Below are 15367 nucleotides of genomic sequence, written 5' to 3' on the forward strand. Positions count from 1 at the left end.
TGTTTTTTTGATCTCTCCACTCTTCTCAGAGTCGTGGCACTACCGGCAGTGGGGGCTCTACGATCCTGAGCCAGGGCCAGCGAGCCTGATAACTTTTGGCCTTCTGATCGAACAGGTCTGGCCTGGGATTCTTTGGATTGATTCGAAGTAGCCCGTGCTCTGTGTCGGCCAGGCCGTTGGGCGCATAAACCTCGCCAGTTGCAACATCCAATCCAATGCAGGTACCGGCAATCAGGTAGCGATCAACCCCGTCCCTGGCCGATTGAAGCTGAGGATAGTCCCCGCCAAACCGCTGGCTGTACCACAGGTGAACGCGAGCCTGATTCTTGATCTCAATGTTCACGTCGAGGTCCCTGAACAGACGCTCACCTGATTGGATGACCTCATTCTCTGCTTCCCAAGACAGATCTTCATCGAAGTAAAAGACGTCGTAGTCCTTCACTCCCCACTCTGGCGGTAGCTGTGACTGGTGATTCCACACGGCCTGGAACAAGCAACCGGCCGTGAGCATGCATTGGTTCAAGCCGAGCTCAGGCAAGCGAGTGGAGATTTCTGCGTTTACTGGATTGGCCATTGCGATCCTGACCAGGCTTTCGACAGTCAATGTCATCTTCATCCCTTTAAATAGATCTGATCCCGGCGACCGACAATACCGTCAGCGTTTTACAAATTCGAGAAAAACACCGCCCTTTTTTCACCCTCGGTCAATAGCGCCCTTGGCAACCCGCGACTATCGGCCAATCTGGCGCGAATCATGCCTGATTCAACGACATGAAGTCGGTACTGACTATGTGGGTGACACTTTTGAAGTGAGCCGCCGCTGTGCCTGCCCCGATAATCGATAGCATACTCACGAACTGCCGAGGTCAAGCATGACAAGCGCAACGACAGAACAAGTCAGCCCAGCAACGCTAAGAAAAGTGATTGTGGCCGCCGGCATCGGCAATTTCGTCGAGTGGTTCGACTTCGCTGTCTATGGCTTTTTGGCCACGACCATCGCCCAGCAATTTTTCCCCAGCGGCGATGCCAGCGCCGCGCTGCTCAAGACCTTTGCGGTATTCGCCGTGGCCTTTGCGTTTCGGCCTCTTGGAGGGATTTTCTTCGGCATGCTGGGGGACAGGATCGGCCGCAAGCGAACCCTTGCGATGACGATTCTGCTGATGGCCGGTGCGACGACCTTGATCGGTCTGCTGCCCACTTATGCGGCAATCGGGGTCATGGCGCCGATTCTTCTGTCCCTGATCCGCTGCGCCCAAGGCTTTTCCGCCGGGGGAGAATACGCTGGTGCCTGTGCCTACCTGATGGAGCATGCACCGCGTGATAAACGCGCCTGGTACGGCAGCTTCATTCCGGTATCGACATTTTCCGCCTTCGCCGCGGCAGCCGTGGTGGCCTACGCACTCGAGGCGTCATTATCGGCTGAAGCAATGGGTAGCTGGGGTTGGCGCCTGCCCTTCCTGATTGCCGCACCGCTGGGCCTGGTGGGTCTTTACCTGCGCTGGAAGCTCGATGAGACACCGGCATTCCAGGCGGTGACCGAAGAACACGCAGTCGCACACTCACCGCTCAAGGAAACCTTGCGCAACCATGGTGCGGCGATCTGTTGCCTGGGTGCTTTTGTGTCACTCACGGCACTCTCGTTTTATATGTTCACCACCTATTTCGCGACCTACTTGCAAGTCGCCGGTGGCCTGAGTCGCGCAACAGCGTTGCTGGTGTCACTGATTGCATTGCTGTTCGCTGCAGCGATCTGCCCGCTGGCCGGGCTGTATTCGGACCGGGTCGGGCGTCGCATTACGGTGATGACGGCTTGCGCGCTGTTGATTTTGGTCGTGTATCCATCGTTCCTGATGGCCAGCTCCGGCTCGTTCGCCGCGTCCATCATCGGCGTCATGCTCCTGGCGATTGGCGCGGTGTTGTGTGGCGTGGTAACGGCGGCCTTGCTCTCGGAAACCTTCCCTACCCGTACTCGATACACCGCCTCGGCCATCACCTACAACATGGCGTATACCCTTTTCGGCGGCACCGCACCGCTGGTGGCAACGTGGCTGATCAGCACGACCGGCAGCAACTTGTCGCCGGCGTTCTATCTGATCGCGATTGCATTGCTCGCGCTGGCGGGCGGACTGGCATTGCCGGAAACTTCAAGGATTTCCCTGCATGACGTTGCGTCGGGGGAAAAAGGCATAGGGGCAAGCGCTGCGGCCTGAAACACCAAACGAGCCGGGACGGTGCTCAAGCCAACAGCTCGGTGATCCACCGGGCCTGGCGCGTGATGTCCTGCACCTTCTCCTCGGGCACGGCCTGCTGCGCCCGGGAAAATTGGGCCAGGGTCTTCTGCTTCTGGCGCAGCTTGCGCTGCCACTTGACCAGGAACGCCGGGCTGCGGGCCTGCATCTGCAACGGGCCGAAGTACAGCTGCTCGGCGGTGTACTCCACCGACTCGGCGCGCTCGGCGACGATGACTTCGTAGTCGAAGCGGTTTTCCCGCAGCACTTCCTCGCAGAGGATGCGGTAGCCATTTTCCATCAGCCATTGACGCAGTGGCTGCTCGCCGCCGTTGGGCTGCAGGATCAGGCGTTCCTGACCGCTCAGGCATGCCTTGCCGCTGTCGAGGATGTCGCGGATCGTTTCGCCGCCCATCCCGCAGATGCTGATCGCCGTGATCCCGTCTCCCGGCTCGATCGCCGCCAGGCCGTTGGCCAGGCGCACGGTGATCTGCTGGTCCAGGCCGTTTTCGCGCACGGTGCGTTCGGCCGAGTGGAACGGCGTCAAGGCCACCTCGCCGGCCACCGCCGCGACGATGGCGTCACGGCGCATCAACGCCACCGGCAGGTAGCCGTGATCCGAACCGATATCGGCCAGGCGCGCACCGGCTGGCACCTGCGCCGCCACGCGCTCCAGGCGCATGGACAAAGTCTGTTCGTTCAACTGCAACCCCTTTTCACCACGAACGTCCGGCACCTTTGGCCAGACAGGGCGTGATTCTGTCGAGCATCGACGTGCATTTCAAATTTATTTGACTGGCCTTCAAGCCCTTGCACAATTACCGGCTTTTTTTCGCGACAGGATGTCACTCATGCAACGGATTGTAATTCCGGGCAATGCCGGTAGTGGCAAATCCAACTAGCGCAGCGATCGCAGCGATCGCAGCGAATGCGGGGAAGCACTGAGTAACTGTAACAGGTCCCCTTGAGGAGGCTCGTCGACCTGATAGATCAGGAGGCGTGTTGCAGGCCAACCCTGCCCGGATTCACACGCTACGCTACTGCCTGAGGATTTCCTGAATTCAGGCAATAGCTAAACGGAAAAGGGAGAATCACCCCGTGCAGGCACTCTTTGCGTTTCTCAATGCCAACCCCTACATGTTGCTGTTCCTGGTGGTGAGCCTGGCGGTGCTGATCGGGCGTTTCACCATCAAGGGTTATGGGTTGGGCACCGTGGGTGGTGCCATAGTGGTCGGCTGTGGCATCGCCATTGCCGCCTCCCTGTATGGCATCACATTCAAGCTCGACACCTTCACCATGAACCTCTTCTACTACCTGTTCATGTACGGGGTCGGTTTGCGCGTCGGTCCCTCCTTTCTCAATAGCCTGAAGGATGACGGGCTGAAGTTCACCATTCTTGCAGTCATATGCAGTTTGGTCAGTCTGGTCGTGGTGGTCTTGGGCACCCGTCTTTTCAACTTGCCGACCGGCGCGGCCGGCGGAATCCTCGCCGGGGCCACGACCATGTCCTCGGCCATCGGCTCAGCCGAACAGGCGGTTGCCTCGGGCGCCGTCCACCTCGCTCCGGGCGACACGGTCGAGGGGGTGTCGGCGATGATTACCCTGTCCTATGGCATTACTTACATCTGGGGCACCGTCGGCATCGTATTGATGTGCAAATACATGCCGCGCTGGTGGGGTGTCGATGCGAAAGCGGCGGCCCGTGCCTATGAGGAACAGCATGGGATGCACGACCTCGATGACGACGGCATCACCGCTGACAAGGCCTTCGGATTGCGCGCTTATCGCCTGGAAAACCGCTCGACTGCCGGCCTCAGCATCCGCGAATTTCTCGCTCGATACCCGGAATATCGCATCGTCAATGTGCATCACGACGATGAGTCGATAGGGGCCGATCCTGATATCCAGTTGCAGTTGGGGGATGTGATTACCCTTGGAGGCACACGTACAGGTCTCACTGCCAACATCGGTCTGATCGGCCCGGAAGTCGATGACGCCAAGGCGCTCGCCGTACCCCTTGACCACGCGGAGATCCTGGTGACCGAGAACGCTGTCATCGGCAAGCCGCTCAAGGAGTTCCGCGGACTGGACCTGGCGGGGCAGCTGCAGTTGACTCGCATCCAGCGCGGCGGTGTTCCACTGCCCGTCGGGCCTGAGACCCGGTTGCAACGCCGCGATGTGCTGTTCGTCACCGGACTGTCCAGCGCCGTGCAACGCGCGGGCGAGTTGTTTGGCGTCATCGCCCGGCCCAGCAGCATGACCGATTTGTTGACGCTGTTTGTCGGAATGACCCTGGGGCTGCTGATCGGTTTGATCCAGTTCCCCGCCTTTGGCGCCTCTGTCGGCTTGGGGAGCGCTGGCGGCCTGATGGTGTCGGGAATCATCGTCTCGTCACTGTCCTCGCGCCTGCGCTTCTTCGGAAATACGCCGAACGCGGCGCGTAACATCCTTGAGGACATGGGCCTGCTGGTGTTCGTTGCCATTGTCGGGATCAATGCCGGTGCCACCCTCCTCGCTCAACTGACGGGTACGCTCGCCGTGCAGATATTCCTGGTGGGCTTCGTCGGCTGCATGCTGCCGCCGTTCGCCGTCTGGGTGGTCGGCTATCACTTGATGAAGATCAATCCGGCGGTACTGATGGGCGGCATGGCCGGTGCCCGCAGTCATTCCGGGCCGTGCCTGGAGGCCGCGGCGGAGATCGGCAGCAACGTGCCGTGGGTGGGTTTTCCGGTAGCGTTTGCAGTCTCGGGAGTCTTGCTGACGGTCCTCGGCTACTTCGCCATGGTCCTCGCCAATTGACGCTGTGTAGGAGCGAGCTTGCTCGCGATGGACTCAAGAGCGCTGCGTTCAGTCAATGAACACGCGTTTTCGTTAACGCCCATCGCGAGCAAGCTCGCTCCTACAGTTGCATTACGTCCGCGGAAGGCCCGATGCAGCTAAGGCAACGCATACACCCTGAACAGTTTTTTCACGGTAGCGTTGGTTCCGCCCAGGTACTGGTCGTAGGCCTTTTCTATAAAGCCCGAGTGATAGGCTTCACTCAGCGCCATATCGACCAGCAAGCGGAAGTCTTCGTCGTTGCGCTCCACGATCATCGCCACCGGCGAGTACTCGAAGATGCGGTCCAGGAGCATCAGGTTCTTGGCCGCGCCCTCCTTGGTGACTTCGTTGCGCAGCAGCATGCGTTCGGAGAAGAAGGCATCGGCCTTGCCCTCGGCCACCAGCTTGACGCCCTCGTCGTTGTTGTCCACGGTCACCAGCGAAGCGATCACGTTGAGCATGCGCATCTGCTCGCGAATCCAGTCTTCGGTCACGCCCCCCTCCAGGGTCGCGTAGGTTTGGTTGGCCAGACCGTTGTTGATGCTGGCACGCCAGGTCGGGCCGGTATTGGCGACCTTGCCATTGAGCACATTGAGCAGCGGTTCGCCAGCATCTTTGCGCACCACGACCGAGAGGCCGGCGGTGTAGATCGGTATGGAGTAACTGATCATCTTGCGCCGCTCCAGGGTGGGCGGTGTCGGCGTGCAGAGGATATCGACTTTACCCTGGCTCACGGCGTTGACCTCGTCCGAAATCTTGACGGGCTGGTAGCGCACTTGCAGGTCGGGCAGACCCAGTTCGCTCTTGAGCTTGTCGGCGACTTTCAGGCACAGGTCGATGGCATAACCGCTGGCCTTATCGCCTTCCTGCTTGCTGAAAGGGGCCAGGTCAGGCAAGTAGCCCAAGGTCAAAGTTTGGCTGCTGCGCACGCGTTCAAGGGTGTTGGCGCCGGCCACTAGCGGCAGCGTCGAGAGTGCGAAGGCAAGCAGCAGTCTGGTGGTTGTGGCAAATGGTACGTTCATGTCCGGTTTCCCCGTATGCAGATGTCTGTGCAGTCCTGTTGGCCACGCCTAAGGGTTTGCGGCCCTGGCCTGGTTGGCCGCTGGCGCTTCGGTGAAGCGCTTGGCGAGGAATCCATAGAGCAGGTAGCCGAAAGCGAGCACCAGGGTGCCGCCCATCACTGCGTCCTTGCCGCAGGCATACAGGGCGTACAAGGAGTACGTGACTGCTATCAGCAAGACCACCACGTTACGCGTGTGAATCGCTGACGAGACCCCGGCCTTGTGCATGATCACCAGCAGCCCTGTCAGCGCAGTGATATAGGGGATCAGGTTGGTGACCGCCGCCAGGCTGACCAGCTTGCTGAACTGGGCGGCGGCATCGGGCGAGATGGTCGACAGGGCCATGAGGGTCTGCAGCACGCCGCAGACAATCATGCCGACGACGGGTGCATTCATGGAGTTGACCTTGCTGAACAGCTTGAGGAACAGGTTCTGGTCAGCCGTCATCTTCGCGGTTTGCGCCAGGGTAAATTGCCAGCCCAGCAGCGAACCGACACAGGCCATGACCGCCAGGGCCATGACGATATTGCCGACCATCGGGCTGAAAATCGTGGCGTAGACCAATGCGAAGGGCGCCGAGGATTTGGCCAGTTCCGCGTTAGGAATGATGCCCTGGATGACAGTGGTCGACAGCACATAGACCACGGCGGCACCCAGGGTACCGAACAGGCAGGCCAACGGCACGTTGCGCTTGGGGTCTTCCACGGCATCGGTGGCCTGTGCCGCCGACTCCATGCCCAGGAAGGCCCACAGGGTCAGGGGTATGGCTTTGCTGATGGCTTCGGAAATCGCCAGGCTGTTGGGGTTCCAGGCGGCGGCCAGCACATCGGGCTTGAACCAGAACCAGCCGATGATGCTCAGGCCGGCTACCGGAATGATCACGCCCCACACCGTGAAAGCGCCGATCTTACCGGTGATGCCCGGTCCACCGAAGTTGGCAAAGGTAGTCAGCCAGATCAGCGCGATCGTGCCGACGCACAGTGGAATCGCACCCGTGCCCAGCCAGGGCACGAAGGCCGTCATGTAGCCCACCGCCGAAATGGCCACGGCCACGTTGGCGATGGCCAGTGACAGGAAGTACAGGTACGAGCAGAGGAAAAAGCCCGACTTTGAATGGGCTTCTTCGGTGTAGGCGGACAAGCCGCCGGAGCGTGAGCAGAAGACGCCACACTGGGCAAAGCAGTAGGCGATGGCCATCGAACCAACCGCAGTGAAGATCCATGACAGCAGCGAGACGGCACCCAGTTGAGCCATGTTGGTGGGCAACATGATGATGCCCGAGCCCATCATGTTGACCGTTACCAGCGTCGTGAGCCCCATCAGGCCCATTTTCTTGCTTGAATCAGCCATCGCAAACTCCTTGCCTTTTGCAGAGTTTTGAACCTGGGTCTGGCGACGTACAGCACGCGGCCGGACAGGGGCTAACGCTTACTGCTTGACCACATGAACTTTGTAGGTTGGCGCTTGTGAGCACTACAGCATCAGGCCTTGATCACGTACCCATACGCCCGGGTACGACCGCCTTCCTGCTTCAGGTACACCCCTTGCAACTCCGGCGTGAAACCGGGCAAGCGGTTGATGCCTTCTTCCAGGGCCAGGAAGTACTTGAGCACCGCGCCACCCCAGATCTCCCCCGGTACCACGCACAGCACCCCCGGCGGATAAGGCAACGCACCCTCGGCGGCAATGCGCCCGTCGGCCTCCGCCAGGGCCACCAGTTCGACGTTGCCGCGGATGTACTCGATTTGCGCTTGCTGCGGGTTCATGGCCTTTTTCGGGAAGTGTTCCTTGCGGAACATGTCCCTCTGCAACTGCTGCACATTGTGGCTGCGATACAGGTCGTGCATTTCCTGGCAGAGCTGGCGAATGGTGTAGTTGCGATAGCGTTCCTGATGCTGCGCGTAGATGGCCGGCAGCACCCGGCTCATCGGTGCGTCATCGCTGATGAAGCGTTCGAAGCGGGCGATTTGCGCGGCCAGGTGGGTCATCTTCGCCCAGTCTTCGGCCGGCGTGAGCAGGAACAGGATCGAGTTGAGGTCGCACTTTTCCGGGACGATGCCGTTCTCGCGCAGGAAGTTGGCCAGGATGCCGGCGTGAATGCCGAAGTCGGTGTAGCTGCCGTCCACCGGGTCGATGCCCGGCGTGGTGAACAGCAATTTGCACGGGTCGATGAAGTACTGCTTCTCGGCGTAGCCGGCAAAGGCGTGCCAGCGGTCCTTGGGATGGAACTCGAAGAAGCGGATGTCGTTGGCGATTTCTTCCGTCGGATAGTCTTCCCACGCACGCCCTTCAATGGTGTGGGGCACGAATGGGCGGACCATGGTGCAGGCTTCGAGGATCAACTTGCGCGCTTCGATACCGAACTTCACGCAGTCTTCCCACAGGCGCAGGCCGCTGCGGCCTGAGTGAATGCGCGCATTCACATCCAGCGAGGCGAACAACGGGTAGAACGGGCTGGTGGACGCCTGGGCCATGAACGCGTTGTTGAGCCGGTGATGATTGCAATAGCGCGCCTGGCCTTTGATGTGGCGGTCCTTCTTGTGCACCTGGGAGGCCTGGGAAAAACCGGCCTGCTGTTTGTGCACCGACTGGGTGACGAAGATGCCCGGGTCGTTCTCGTTGAGGTCGAGCAACAGCGGCGAGCAGTCTTTCATCATCGGAATGAACTGTTCGTAGCCGACCCACGCCGAGTCGAACAGGATGTAGTCACACAGCTTGCCGATGCGGTCGACCACCTGGCGGGCGTTGTAGATGGTGCCGTCGTAGGTGCCCAGTTGAATGATCGCCAGGCGGAATGGCCGCGGCTGTTGCGCCTTGTCCGGGGCGACCTCGGCAATCAGTTCGCGCAGGTAGTCTTCTTCGAAACAGTGGGCGTCGATACCGCCGATAAAGCCGTACGGGTTGCGCGCGGTTTCCAGATAGACCGGCGTGGCACCGGCCTGCAGCAACGCGCCCTGGTGATTGGACTTGTGGTTGTTGCGGTCGAACAGCACCAGGTCGCCGGGGGTCAACAGGGCGTTGGTCACCACCTTGTTCGAGGCCGAGGTGCCGTTGAGCACGAAGTAGGTCTTGTCCGCATTGAACACTTGCGCGGCGTGTTTCTGCGCCAGCAGCGCCGGGCCTTCGTGGATCAGCAGGTCGCCGAGCTTGACGTCGGCGTTGCACATGTCGGCGCGAAACAGCGTCTCGCCGAAGAAGTCGAAAAACTGCCGACCGGCCGGGTGCTTGCGAAAGAACTGGCCGCCCTGGTGACCGGGGCAGGCAAAGGTGGCGTTGGCCGCTTCGGTGTAGTGTTTGAGCGAGTCGAAGAACGGTGGCAGCAGGCTTGCTTCATAGGCCTTGGCGGCTGTCTCCAGTTGGTTGCCGTGGTACTCGGCATTATTGCTGGATAAGTCGAAGACGCCATTGACCTGCAAGATGACATCCTGCAGTTGCTTGTAGATCGCCAGGGAGCGATTGCTGCGACCCTGAGAGGCCACCAGGAAGATCGGGATGTCGAAGCCGGTGCGCTTGATGGCATCCAGCACCCCGGCGGCCAAGTCATCAACGCAGAGTACGGCGACAGCGACATCGGTAAAGTCAGTCTGGTCGAGCCGGACGATTTCACGGGAATTACGAAAGCAATCTCGTACCGCATCGCTGGCAGCGATTTTCAAGGCGTTCATAACCAGAATCTCTCGGTCTGTTTGACGTTGAAGTTCCTGGGACGACCGACTTCAGAGGCATCATGTCCCGGGGTCAGGAGCGATTGCCCTATTGGGTATAGTTCATTTTTACAATTAGTTACTTCCTGCCGAATTATTTAACGAGGATTAATCCAAAGGCATTAATCCCCGGCAATCACGCACAACGCTTGACTGTGAATGAAGCACCCCAACGGTTGCCTCCAACCTTTGGGGGGCTGCTCATCCAGCCATCAGGTGCGCCCGGCGGAACCTGTCACGGGCAGGTTCCCGAGCAAGTTGAGCCCGGTACTCTTCACGAACGTCTCATAGTCCATCGGCTTCTCGATCCGGGTTTCTGCGTTAGGCAGCACGTAGGCCCAGGCACGTTTGGACGATGCGTCGTACACCAGCTTGAACAGGCGCGTCGGGACCCAGACCTGGTTATCGCCGATGGTCGAGTGACCCGGGTCAAAGAGCGGGCCGGTAAAGACAAACACGTTGCCATCGGCGCGCTTGGCAAACTTGCGGACATCAGACTCGACCTTGCTCCAGATCTTGCGGTTGTTGGTCGGGTCTTGCGGCACCATGTTCGACAGCGCAAAGGACTGGGCCATTGCCTTGGGGCTCGGGGCATCGGCTGCCGGGGATTGATGGCCACGGTCCACCGCCGGGTGCTGGCTGCGGTAGTCGCTCAACTCGGCGCGCCCACTCTTGGGAATGCGTGGGTCCGGGTAGAACTGGTTGGTGCGCTCTTCCCCTTTGGCATCCTGCAACTGGGCCGCATTCAGGCGTTCGACCACCACCAGCGGGGTCTTGCTGGTTTGCGAGTACAGCACCGCAAAGTTGTCGGAACACAGCGCCAGGGGTTTCATCGATGCAGGCACTGTGGCTGTGTTGATCGGTTTCGCAGCCGGGAACAGGTCTGCGCAGCCGTCAAACGAGGCCTGTTTCTGTTTGCTTGAATAGAGTTCCAGGGCCGCGTTCTGGCTGATCGAGCCTGAGCGGGATGCTTGTTCATGTTGCGCGGCAGGCGGCTTGAGCAGATCCAGCAGACTGCGGGCTTGCGCCCCGGTCGAGAGCAAAACAAGGGCCGACAGCCCAACTGCAATTTTGCGTAGGTACATGGGTTAAATCTTCGAAAGGAATAGAGGGATAAACGTACGGCGAGTCCCATTCACGGAACCGGGTGGAGGGCGTTGCTGATTATGTGGCGGCGAGCATGCTTTCACTGTCCTTGATCAAGTTACCGATTCGGGGCCGGTCGGTTCCGGGCAGTTCGACCACTGAGGGTCGTGCGGGGTTTATTGACCATGACAAGATACGTTAGTGCCGGGCGGCGGTTGGATTCTATTCGCCAGTGCTCGTCGAAGAAGCGGACCGGATGACATATCCAGTACCGCTCGATACCCTTTCGCCCCCGGCTGCCTGACAGCAATTCAGGCCAAACTCACTTCATCCAGACGAACAAAAAATGAAATCCTCCGCAGGTTTGCTGTTGTCAGGTATCGAGCTGGACCGTGCCAGCTCCATCCCCTTGTACCGCCAACTCTACTTGCAGATTCGCAAACAGATTCTCAGTGGCAGGATTCAGGGAGGCGTGCGCCTGCCGTCCACCCGGACCCTGAGCAAGGAACTGCAGCTGTCGCGAATCAGCATTCTCAATGCGTTCGATCAACTGATTGCCGAAGGTTTTCTGACGTCGCGGACCGGGGCCGGGACCTATGTCGGCCATGAGTGGGAAAGCCGCGGTATCGATGACGATGAGCACAAGCGCCAGCCTCCTCGCCTGTCCGACCTGAGCCAGTCCATGCTGTCGTTGCGCAGCGATCATTTCCGCGGCGTTTCCTATGCCGACTGGGCGACCGGGAGCCCGACCTCGTTCCTGCCCAGCCACAGCGCCTACGATGCCTTCCCGCAATCGGTCTGGAAGCGCCTGTTGAACCGGCACCTGCACAAGCCGACCAAGGCCATGCTCGGCTACGGCGAACTACAGGGATTGCTGGCCCTGCGTGAGGCGATTGCCGAGTACGTCTTCGATGCCCGTGGCATTGATTGCAGTGCCGATCAGGTGGTCATCGTGTCCGGCGCCCAGCAAGCCTTCAACCTGCTGGGCATGCTGTTGCTCAATCCGCAGGACAGTTTCTGGATGGAGGATCCGGGGCATATCGCGGCGCGCATTGCGCTCCAGGCCCAAGGTGGTCAGGTCGTGCCGTTGCGTATCGATGAACAGGGTATCGATGTCCAGCAAGGCCTGGCTCTGTGTCCTGACGCCCGCCTGGTGTTTACCACACCTTCTCGTCAGCATCCCTTGGGCGTCACCATGAGTTATGGGCGACGCCAGGAACTCATCGACTGGGCCGCCCAGAATCAAAGCTGGATCATTGAGGACGACTGCGACAGCGAGTTTCGCTACAACGGCCGCCCCCTGCCGGCACTCTATGCCATGGACCAATGGGCCCGGGTCATCTACGCCGGAACCTTCAGCAAGGTGCTCTTCCCCTCGCTACGACTGGGTTACGTGATACTGCCGAACGCCTTGATCGAACCCTTCTGCACCCTGCGGGCGGTCATGGATCGCAGCCCGCCCACGCTGCTACAGGCAGTCACGGCAGACTTCATGCGCGAAGGCCACTTTCTCGGCCATATTCGTCGAATGCGCGCACTGTACCAGGCTCGCCAGCAGGCACTGGTCGAACACCTGCAGAAACGCCTGGGGACTTTCTTCAGGATCACGCCGGTGGAAGCCGGCATGCACCTGATCGCCTGGTTACCCGCGCATCTCGATGACGACGCCCTGTCCAGGGAACTCGGCCAGCATGGCATTCATACCTATCCCCTGAGTGACTACTGCCTCGAACATGTCTTGCCGCCGGCGCTGCTGATCGGCTTTGCCAGCACCCCCGAGGACCAGGCCGAAGCGCGCGTCGAAGCGCTGGCCCAGGCCTTGGACAAAATGGGCTACCTGCAGCCCGCCGCTTGAAGCAAGGCAAGTGGTCTTATGATTTAACTGATAATGGATCTATCGAGAGTTCCTGACTGGCGCGATAAAGGCTGCGCCGGTAGACCCGGTGTCTGAACCAGGAACGACTCGAATGAACAATAAGATCCAGGAACGATTCAACGCCTTGCTCAGCCATAAGGCTGTCGAGGCCGAGGCTCCCCCCCTACTGACCGAAGCAATGGCCCGCCAGTTGCTCGACCGACTGGCGCAACTGCGCCTGTTTGCCCATGCCTACCCCTTGCTGACCAACCTGACCCACGGCCGTGTCACCCCTGGCGACCTGCTGGACTTCGCCTATCGCCACGAACTGCAGGGCCTGAGCCTGCACCTGCTCGACGGTGAGGAAAACAGCCTGAGTCAAATGACCGCCGCGCAACTTCAGGCGTTCGCTGCCAAGGCCAACGCACTCGGGCTGGATGTGCATCTGGAAATCAGCAGCACGCTGAAAAAAGATGTCGATCAAGTGATCGCCATTGCCAGGGCGCTGGGCACCCGCAACATCCGTGTCTACTCACGCTACGAAGGGGCGCTGTCCCGGGTCATGGACATAATCGAGTCAGACCTGCACTACCTCGCGCAGCAGGCAGAAGAGCACGACCTGTTCTTCGACTTCGAGCAGCATGAGGAACTCAAGAGTGGCGAAATCGCGCAACTGCTGAGCCGGCTGAACCACCCTCGCCTGCACGCCCTGTTCGACTTCGGCAACATGATCAACGCCTGTGAGCAACCCCTGGCGGCACTTCGCGCCCTGGCCCCGCACATACGCCAGACCCACCTCAAGGGTGTGCGCATCGTGCCTGAGCAAAACGGCTTCGGGCATTACGGCGTGCTGCAAGGTTGTGACGAAGACGACCTGCCCAGCGCACGCATGCTGTTCGAACTACTGATGCTCGGCGAATCAACCCCGCAGGTGATCGCCTTCATTCTCGAGCAGGAAAACCACTACGTCGCCCCGGCGTTCCGCCAGCTCGACGAAGCCGCCGACCCATTCATTGCATACCGGGAAATGAGTGAAACAGCGCTGCCGGAAGGCTTCTCGCTGGAGCGAATGCTGGCCGATGAGCACCGTTGGGCAAACAACCAGGTCGCCTACGTACGAGGCCTGCTGGCCGAGTTCCGCACCCTGGCCGAGTTGACCCTGGCCCAATGCCCTAACGCCTGAACCTGACGTGCCCATCGGCACTGCCTACCCAATTACGCCTGGAGAACAATAATGACATCCCAAGACAAGGCCAAATGGCTCAGATTCCTGATTCTCATCCTCGGTGGCGGCACCATCTACAAGCTGGCGAATCTCAAAGACGCCTTTTATATCCCCATGCAAGAATTCATGGGGCTGTCCCACACTGAAATCGGCGTGCTGCTGAGCGCTAACGCCATCATCGCCACCGCGCTGTTCGTGGTGGGCGGCATGCTCGCCGACCGGTACGACACGCGCAAGCTGATCCCCCTCGGCCTGATCGGTACCGGCGGCCTCGGGCTCTACCTGGCGACCTTTCCGCCCTTCAGCAACCTGCTGGTTGTGTTCTGCCTGCTGGCCGTGTGTGCCGACTGCCTCTTCTGGCCTTCGCTGCTCAAAGCCATCCGCAACCTGGGCGACGATAAGGAACAGGGTCGCCTGTTCGGCCTGCTCGAAGGCGGGCGTGGCGTCATCGACACCCTGGTCGCCTTCTCTGCGCTGGGCGTCTTCGTCGCCATGGGCTCCGGTGAAAACGGTCTGAAGTCTGCGATCCTCTTCTACTCGGTCATCGACATTCTTGCCGGTACCCTGACCTGGCTGCTGCTCAAGAGCGGCAATACCCAGTCAACCGTCAAGCCGAAGAACGGATTGTCGAACCTGCTCGAGGCCATCAAGGTGCCGGGCATCTGGCTGGTCAGCCTCAACGTGTTCATGGTCTACATCGTGTACTGCGGCCTGACCTATTTCATTCCCTACCTCAAGGAAATGTACGAACTGCCCGTGGCCCTGGTAGGCGCCTACGGCATCATCAACCAGTACTTCCTCAAGATCCTGGGCGGCCCCGCTGGCGGCTTCATTGCCGACAAACAGTTCAAGAGTTCCAGCCGCTATCTGAAGTGGGCATTCCTGGCGTTGTTGCCGCTGATGGGCGTCATCATGCTCATTCCGAAAAGCCCGGATTTCATCTACGCAGGCATGGCGGCCACCCTCTCCTTCGCGCTGATTGTCTTTTCCATGCGCGGCGTGTTCTGGGCACCCATGGGTGAAGTCGGCATTCCCCAGCACATCACCGGTTCAGCCTTCGGGATCGGTTGCCTGATCGGCTATGCGCCGGGCATGTTCGCCTACGTCATCTATGGCGCAATCCTTGACCACTTCCCGGGTCAACAGGGCTACAACTACGTGTTCTCGTTGATGAGCGTCTTGGCCATTGTCGGGTTCATGGTGTCCAGCCTGCTGTATCAAGCGGTCCGCAAAAACGCCACGATCACTGGCAAGGTCAGCACCGCGCAAGCCTGAACATAGGTGGGGGTACCCGTCGCAACACAACGCAGCGCGACGGTAACCGGAGTCTCTCGGTTACCGCCGCACCGGCGCCGCCATCAAGCAGCACTGACGATGCTCTGGTTGAG

11 protein-coding genes are annotated in these 15367 nt (G+C 60.0%); 5 read left to right on the top strand and 6 right to left on the bottom strand.

Going from position 1 to position 15367, the window contains the following annotated elements; genetic code table 11:
- Positions 1-25 precede the first annotated feature (25 nt).
- Positions 26-610, bottom strand: a complete 585-nt coding sequence (locus tag AC3ITY_RS17480; RefSeq protein ID WP_489303977.1) for a nucleotidyltransferase family protein — start codon at positions 608-610, stop codon at positions 26-28.
- A 262-nt stretch (positions 611-872) separates the two neighbouring features.
- Here AC3ITY_RS17480 and AC3ITY_RS17485 point away from each other — a divergent pair, with 262 nt between their 5' ends.
- Positions 873-2210 (top strand): MFS transporter, encoded by a 1338-nt coding sequence (locus AC3ITY_RS17485; protein WP_489303979.1) that lies wholly within the window; start codon positions 873-875, stop codon positions 2208-2210.
- Positions 2211-2235: 25 nt separating this feature from the next.
- On the opposite strand, the gene AC3ITY_RS17490 is transcribed toward AC3ITY_RS17485, so the two are convergent.
- Positions 2236-2931 (bottom strand): tRNA (adenine(22)-N(1))-methyltransferase, encoded by a 696-nt coding sequence (locus AC3ITY_RS17490; protein ID WP_489303981.1) that lies wholly within the window; start codon positions 2929-2931, stop codon positions 2236-2238.
- A 395-nt stretch (positions 2932-3326) separates the two neighbouring features.
- Between AC3ITY_RS17490 and AC3ITY_RS17495 the strand changes: the two genes are divergently transcribed.
- Positions 3327-5027: an aspartate:alanine exchanger family transporter gene (locus tag AC3ITY_RS17495; RefSeq protein WP_489303983.1), complete on the top strand. Its 1701-nt coding sequence runs from the start codon at positions 3327-3329 to the stop codon at positions 5025-5027.
- 137 nt (positions 5028-5164) lie between these two features.
- Here AC3ITY_RS17495 and AC3ITY_RS17500 read toward each other — a convergent pair whose 3' ends face one another.
- From AC3ITY_RS17500 to AC3ITY_RS17515, 4 genes are all read right to left on the bottom strand, one after another.
- Positions 5165-6070, bottom strand: a complete 906-nt coding sequence (locus AC3ITY_RS17500) for an amino acid ABC transporter substrate-binding protein (protein WP_489303985.1) — start codon at positions 6068-6070, stop codon at positions 5165-5167.
- 48 nt (positions 6071-6118) lie between these two features.
- Complete coding sequence (gene potE, locus AC3ITY_RS17505) at positions 6119-7459, bottom strand: putrescine-ornithine antiporter (RefSeq protein ID WP_489303987.1); 1341 nt, start codon at positions 7457-7459, stop codon at positions 6119-6121.
- Positions 7460-7590: 131 nt separating this feature from the next.
- Positions 7591-9774 (bottom strand): ornithine decarboxylase SpeF, encoded by a 2184-nt coding sequence (speF, locus tag AC3ITY_RS17510; protein WP_489303989.1) that lies wholly within the window; start codon positions 9772-9774, stop codon positions 7591-7593.
- Between the two features lie 251 nt (positions 9775-10025).
- The gene (locus AC3ITY_RS17515; protein WP_489303991.1) at positions 10026-10898 is read right to left on the bottom strand and encodes a DNA/RNA non-specific endonuclease; all 873 of its coding nucleotides are present in this window, start codon (positions 10896-10898) and stop codon (positions 10026-10028) included.
- Positions 10899-11245: 347 nt separating this feature from the next.
- Between AC3ITY_RS17515 and pdxR the strand changes: the two genes are divergently transcribed.
- From pdxR to AC3ITY_RS17530, 3 genes are all read left to right on the top strand, one after another.
- Positions 11246-12754 carry a MocR-like pyridoxine biosynthesis transcription factor PdxR gene (gene pdxR / locus AC3ITY_RS17520; protein ID WP_489303993.1) on the top strand — a complete coding sequence of 503 codons (1509 nt, stop codon included), beginning with the start codon at positions 11246-11248 and terminating at the stop codon, positions 12752-12754.
- A 112-nt stretch (positions 12755-12866) separates the two neighbouring features.
- Positions 12867-13937 carry a sugar phosphate isomerase/epimerase family protein gene (locus AC3ITY_RS17525; protein WP_489303995.1) on the top strand — a complete coding sequence of 357 codons (1071 nt, stop codon included), beginning with the start codon at positions 12867-12869 and terminating at the stop codon, positions 13935-13937.
- A gap of 51 nt (positions 13938-13988) precedes the next feature.
- Complete coding sequence (locus AC3ITY_RS17530) at positions 13989-15254, top strand: MFS transporter (RefSeq protein ID WP_489303997.1); 1266 nt, start codon at positions 13989-13991, stop codon at positions 15252-15254.
- Positions 15255-15367 lie beyond the last annotated feature (113 nt).

The sequence above is a fragment of the Pseudomonas sp. GL_091 genome (genome assembly GCF_057837725.1).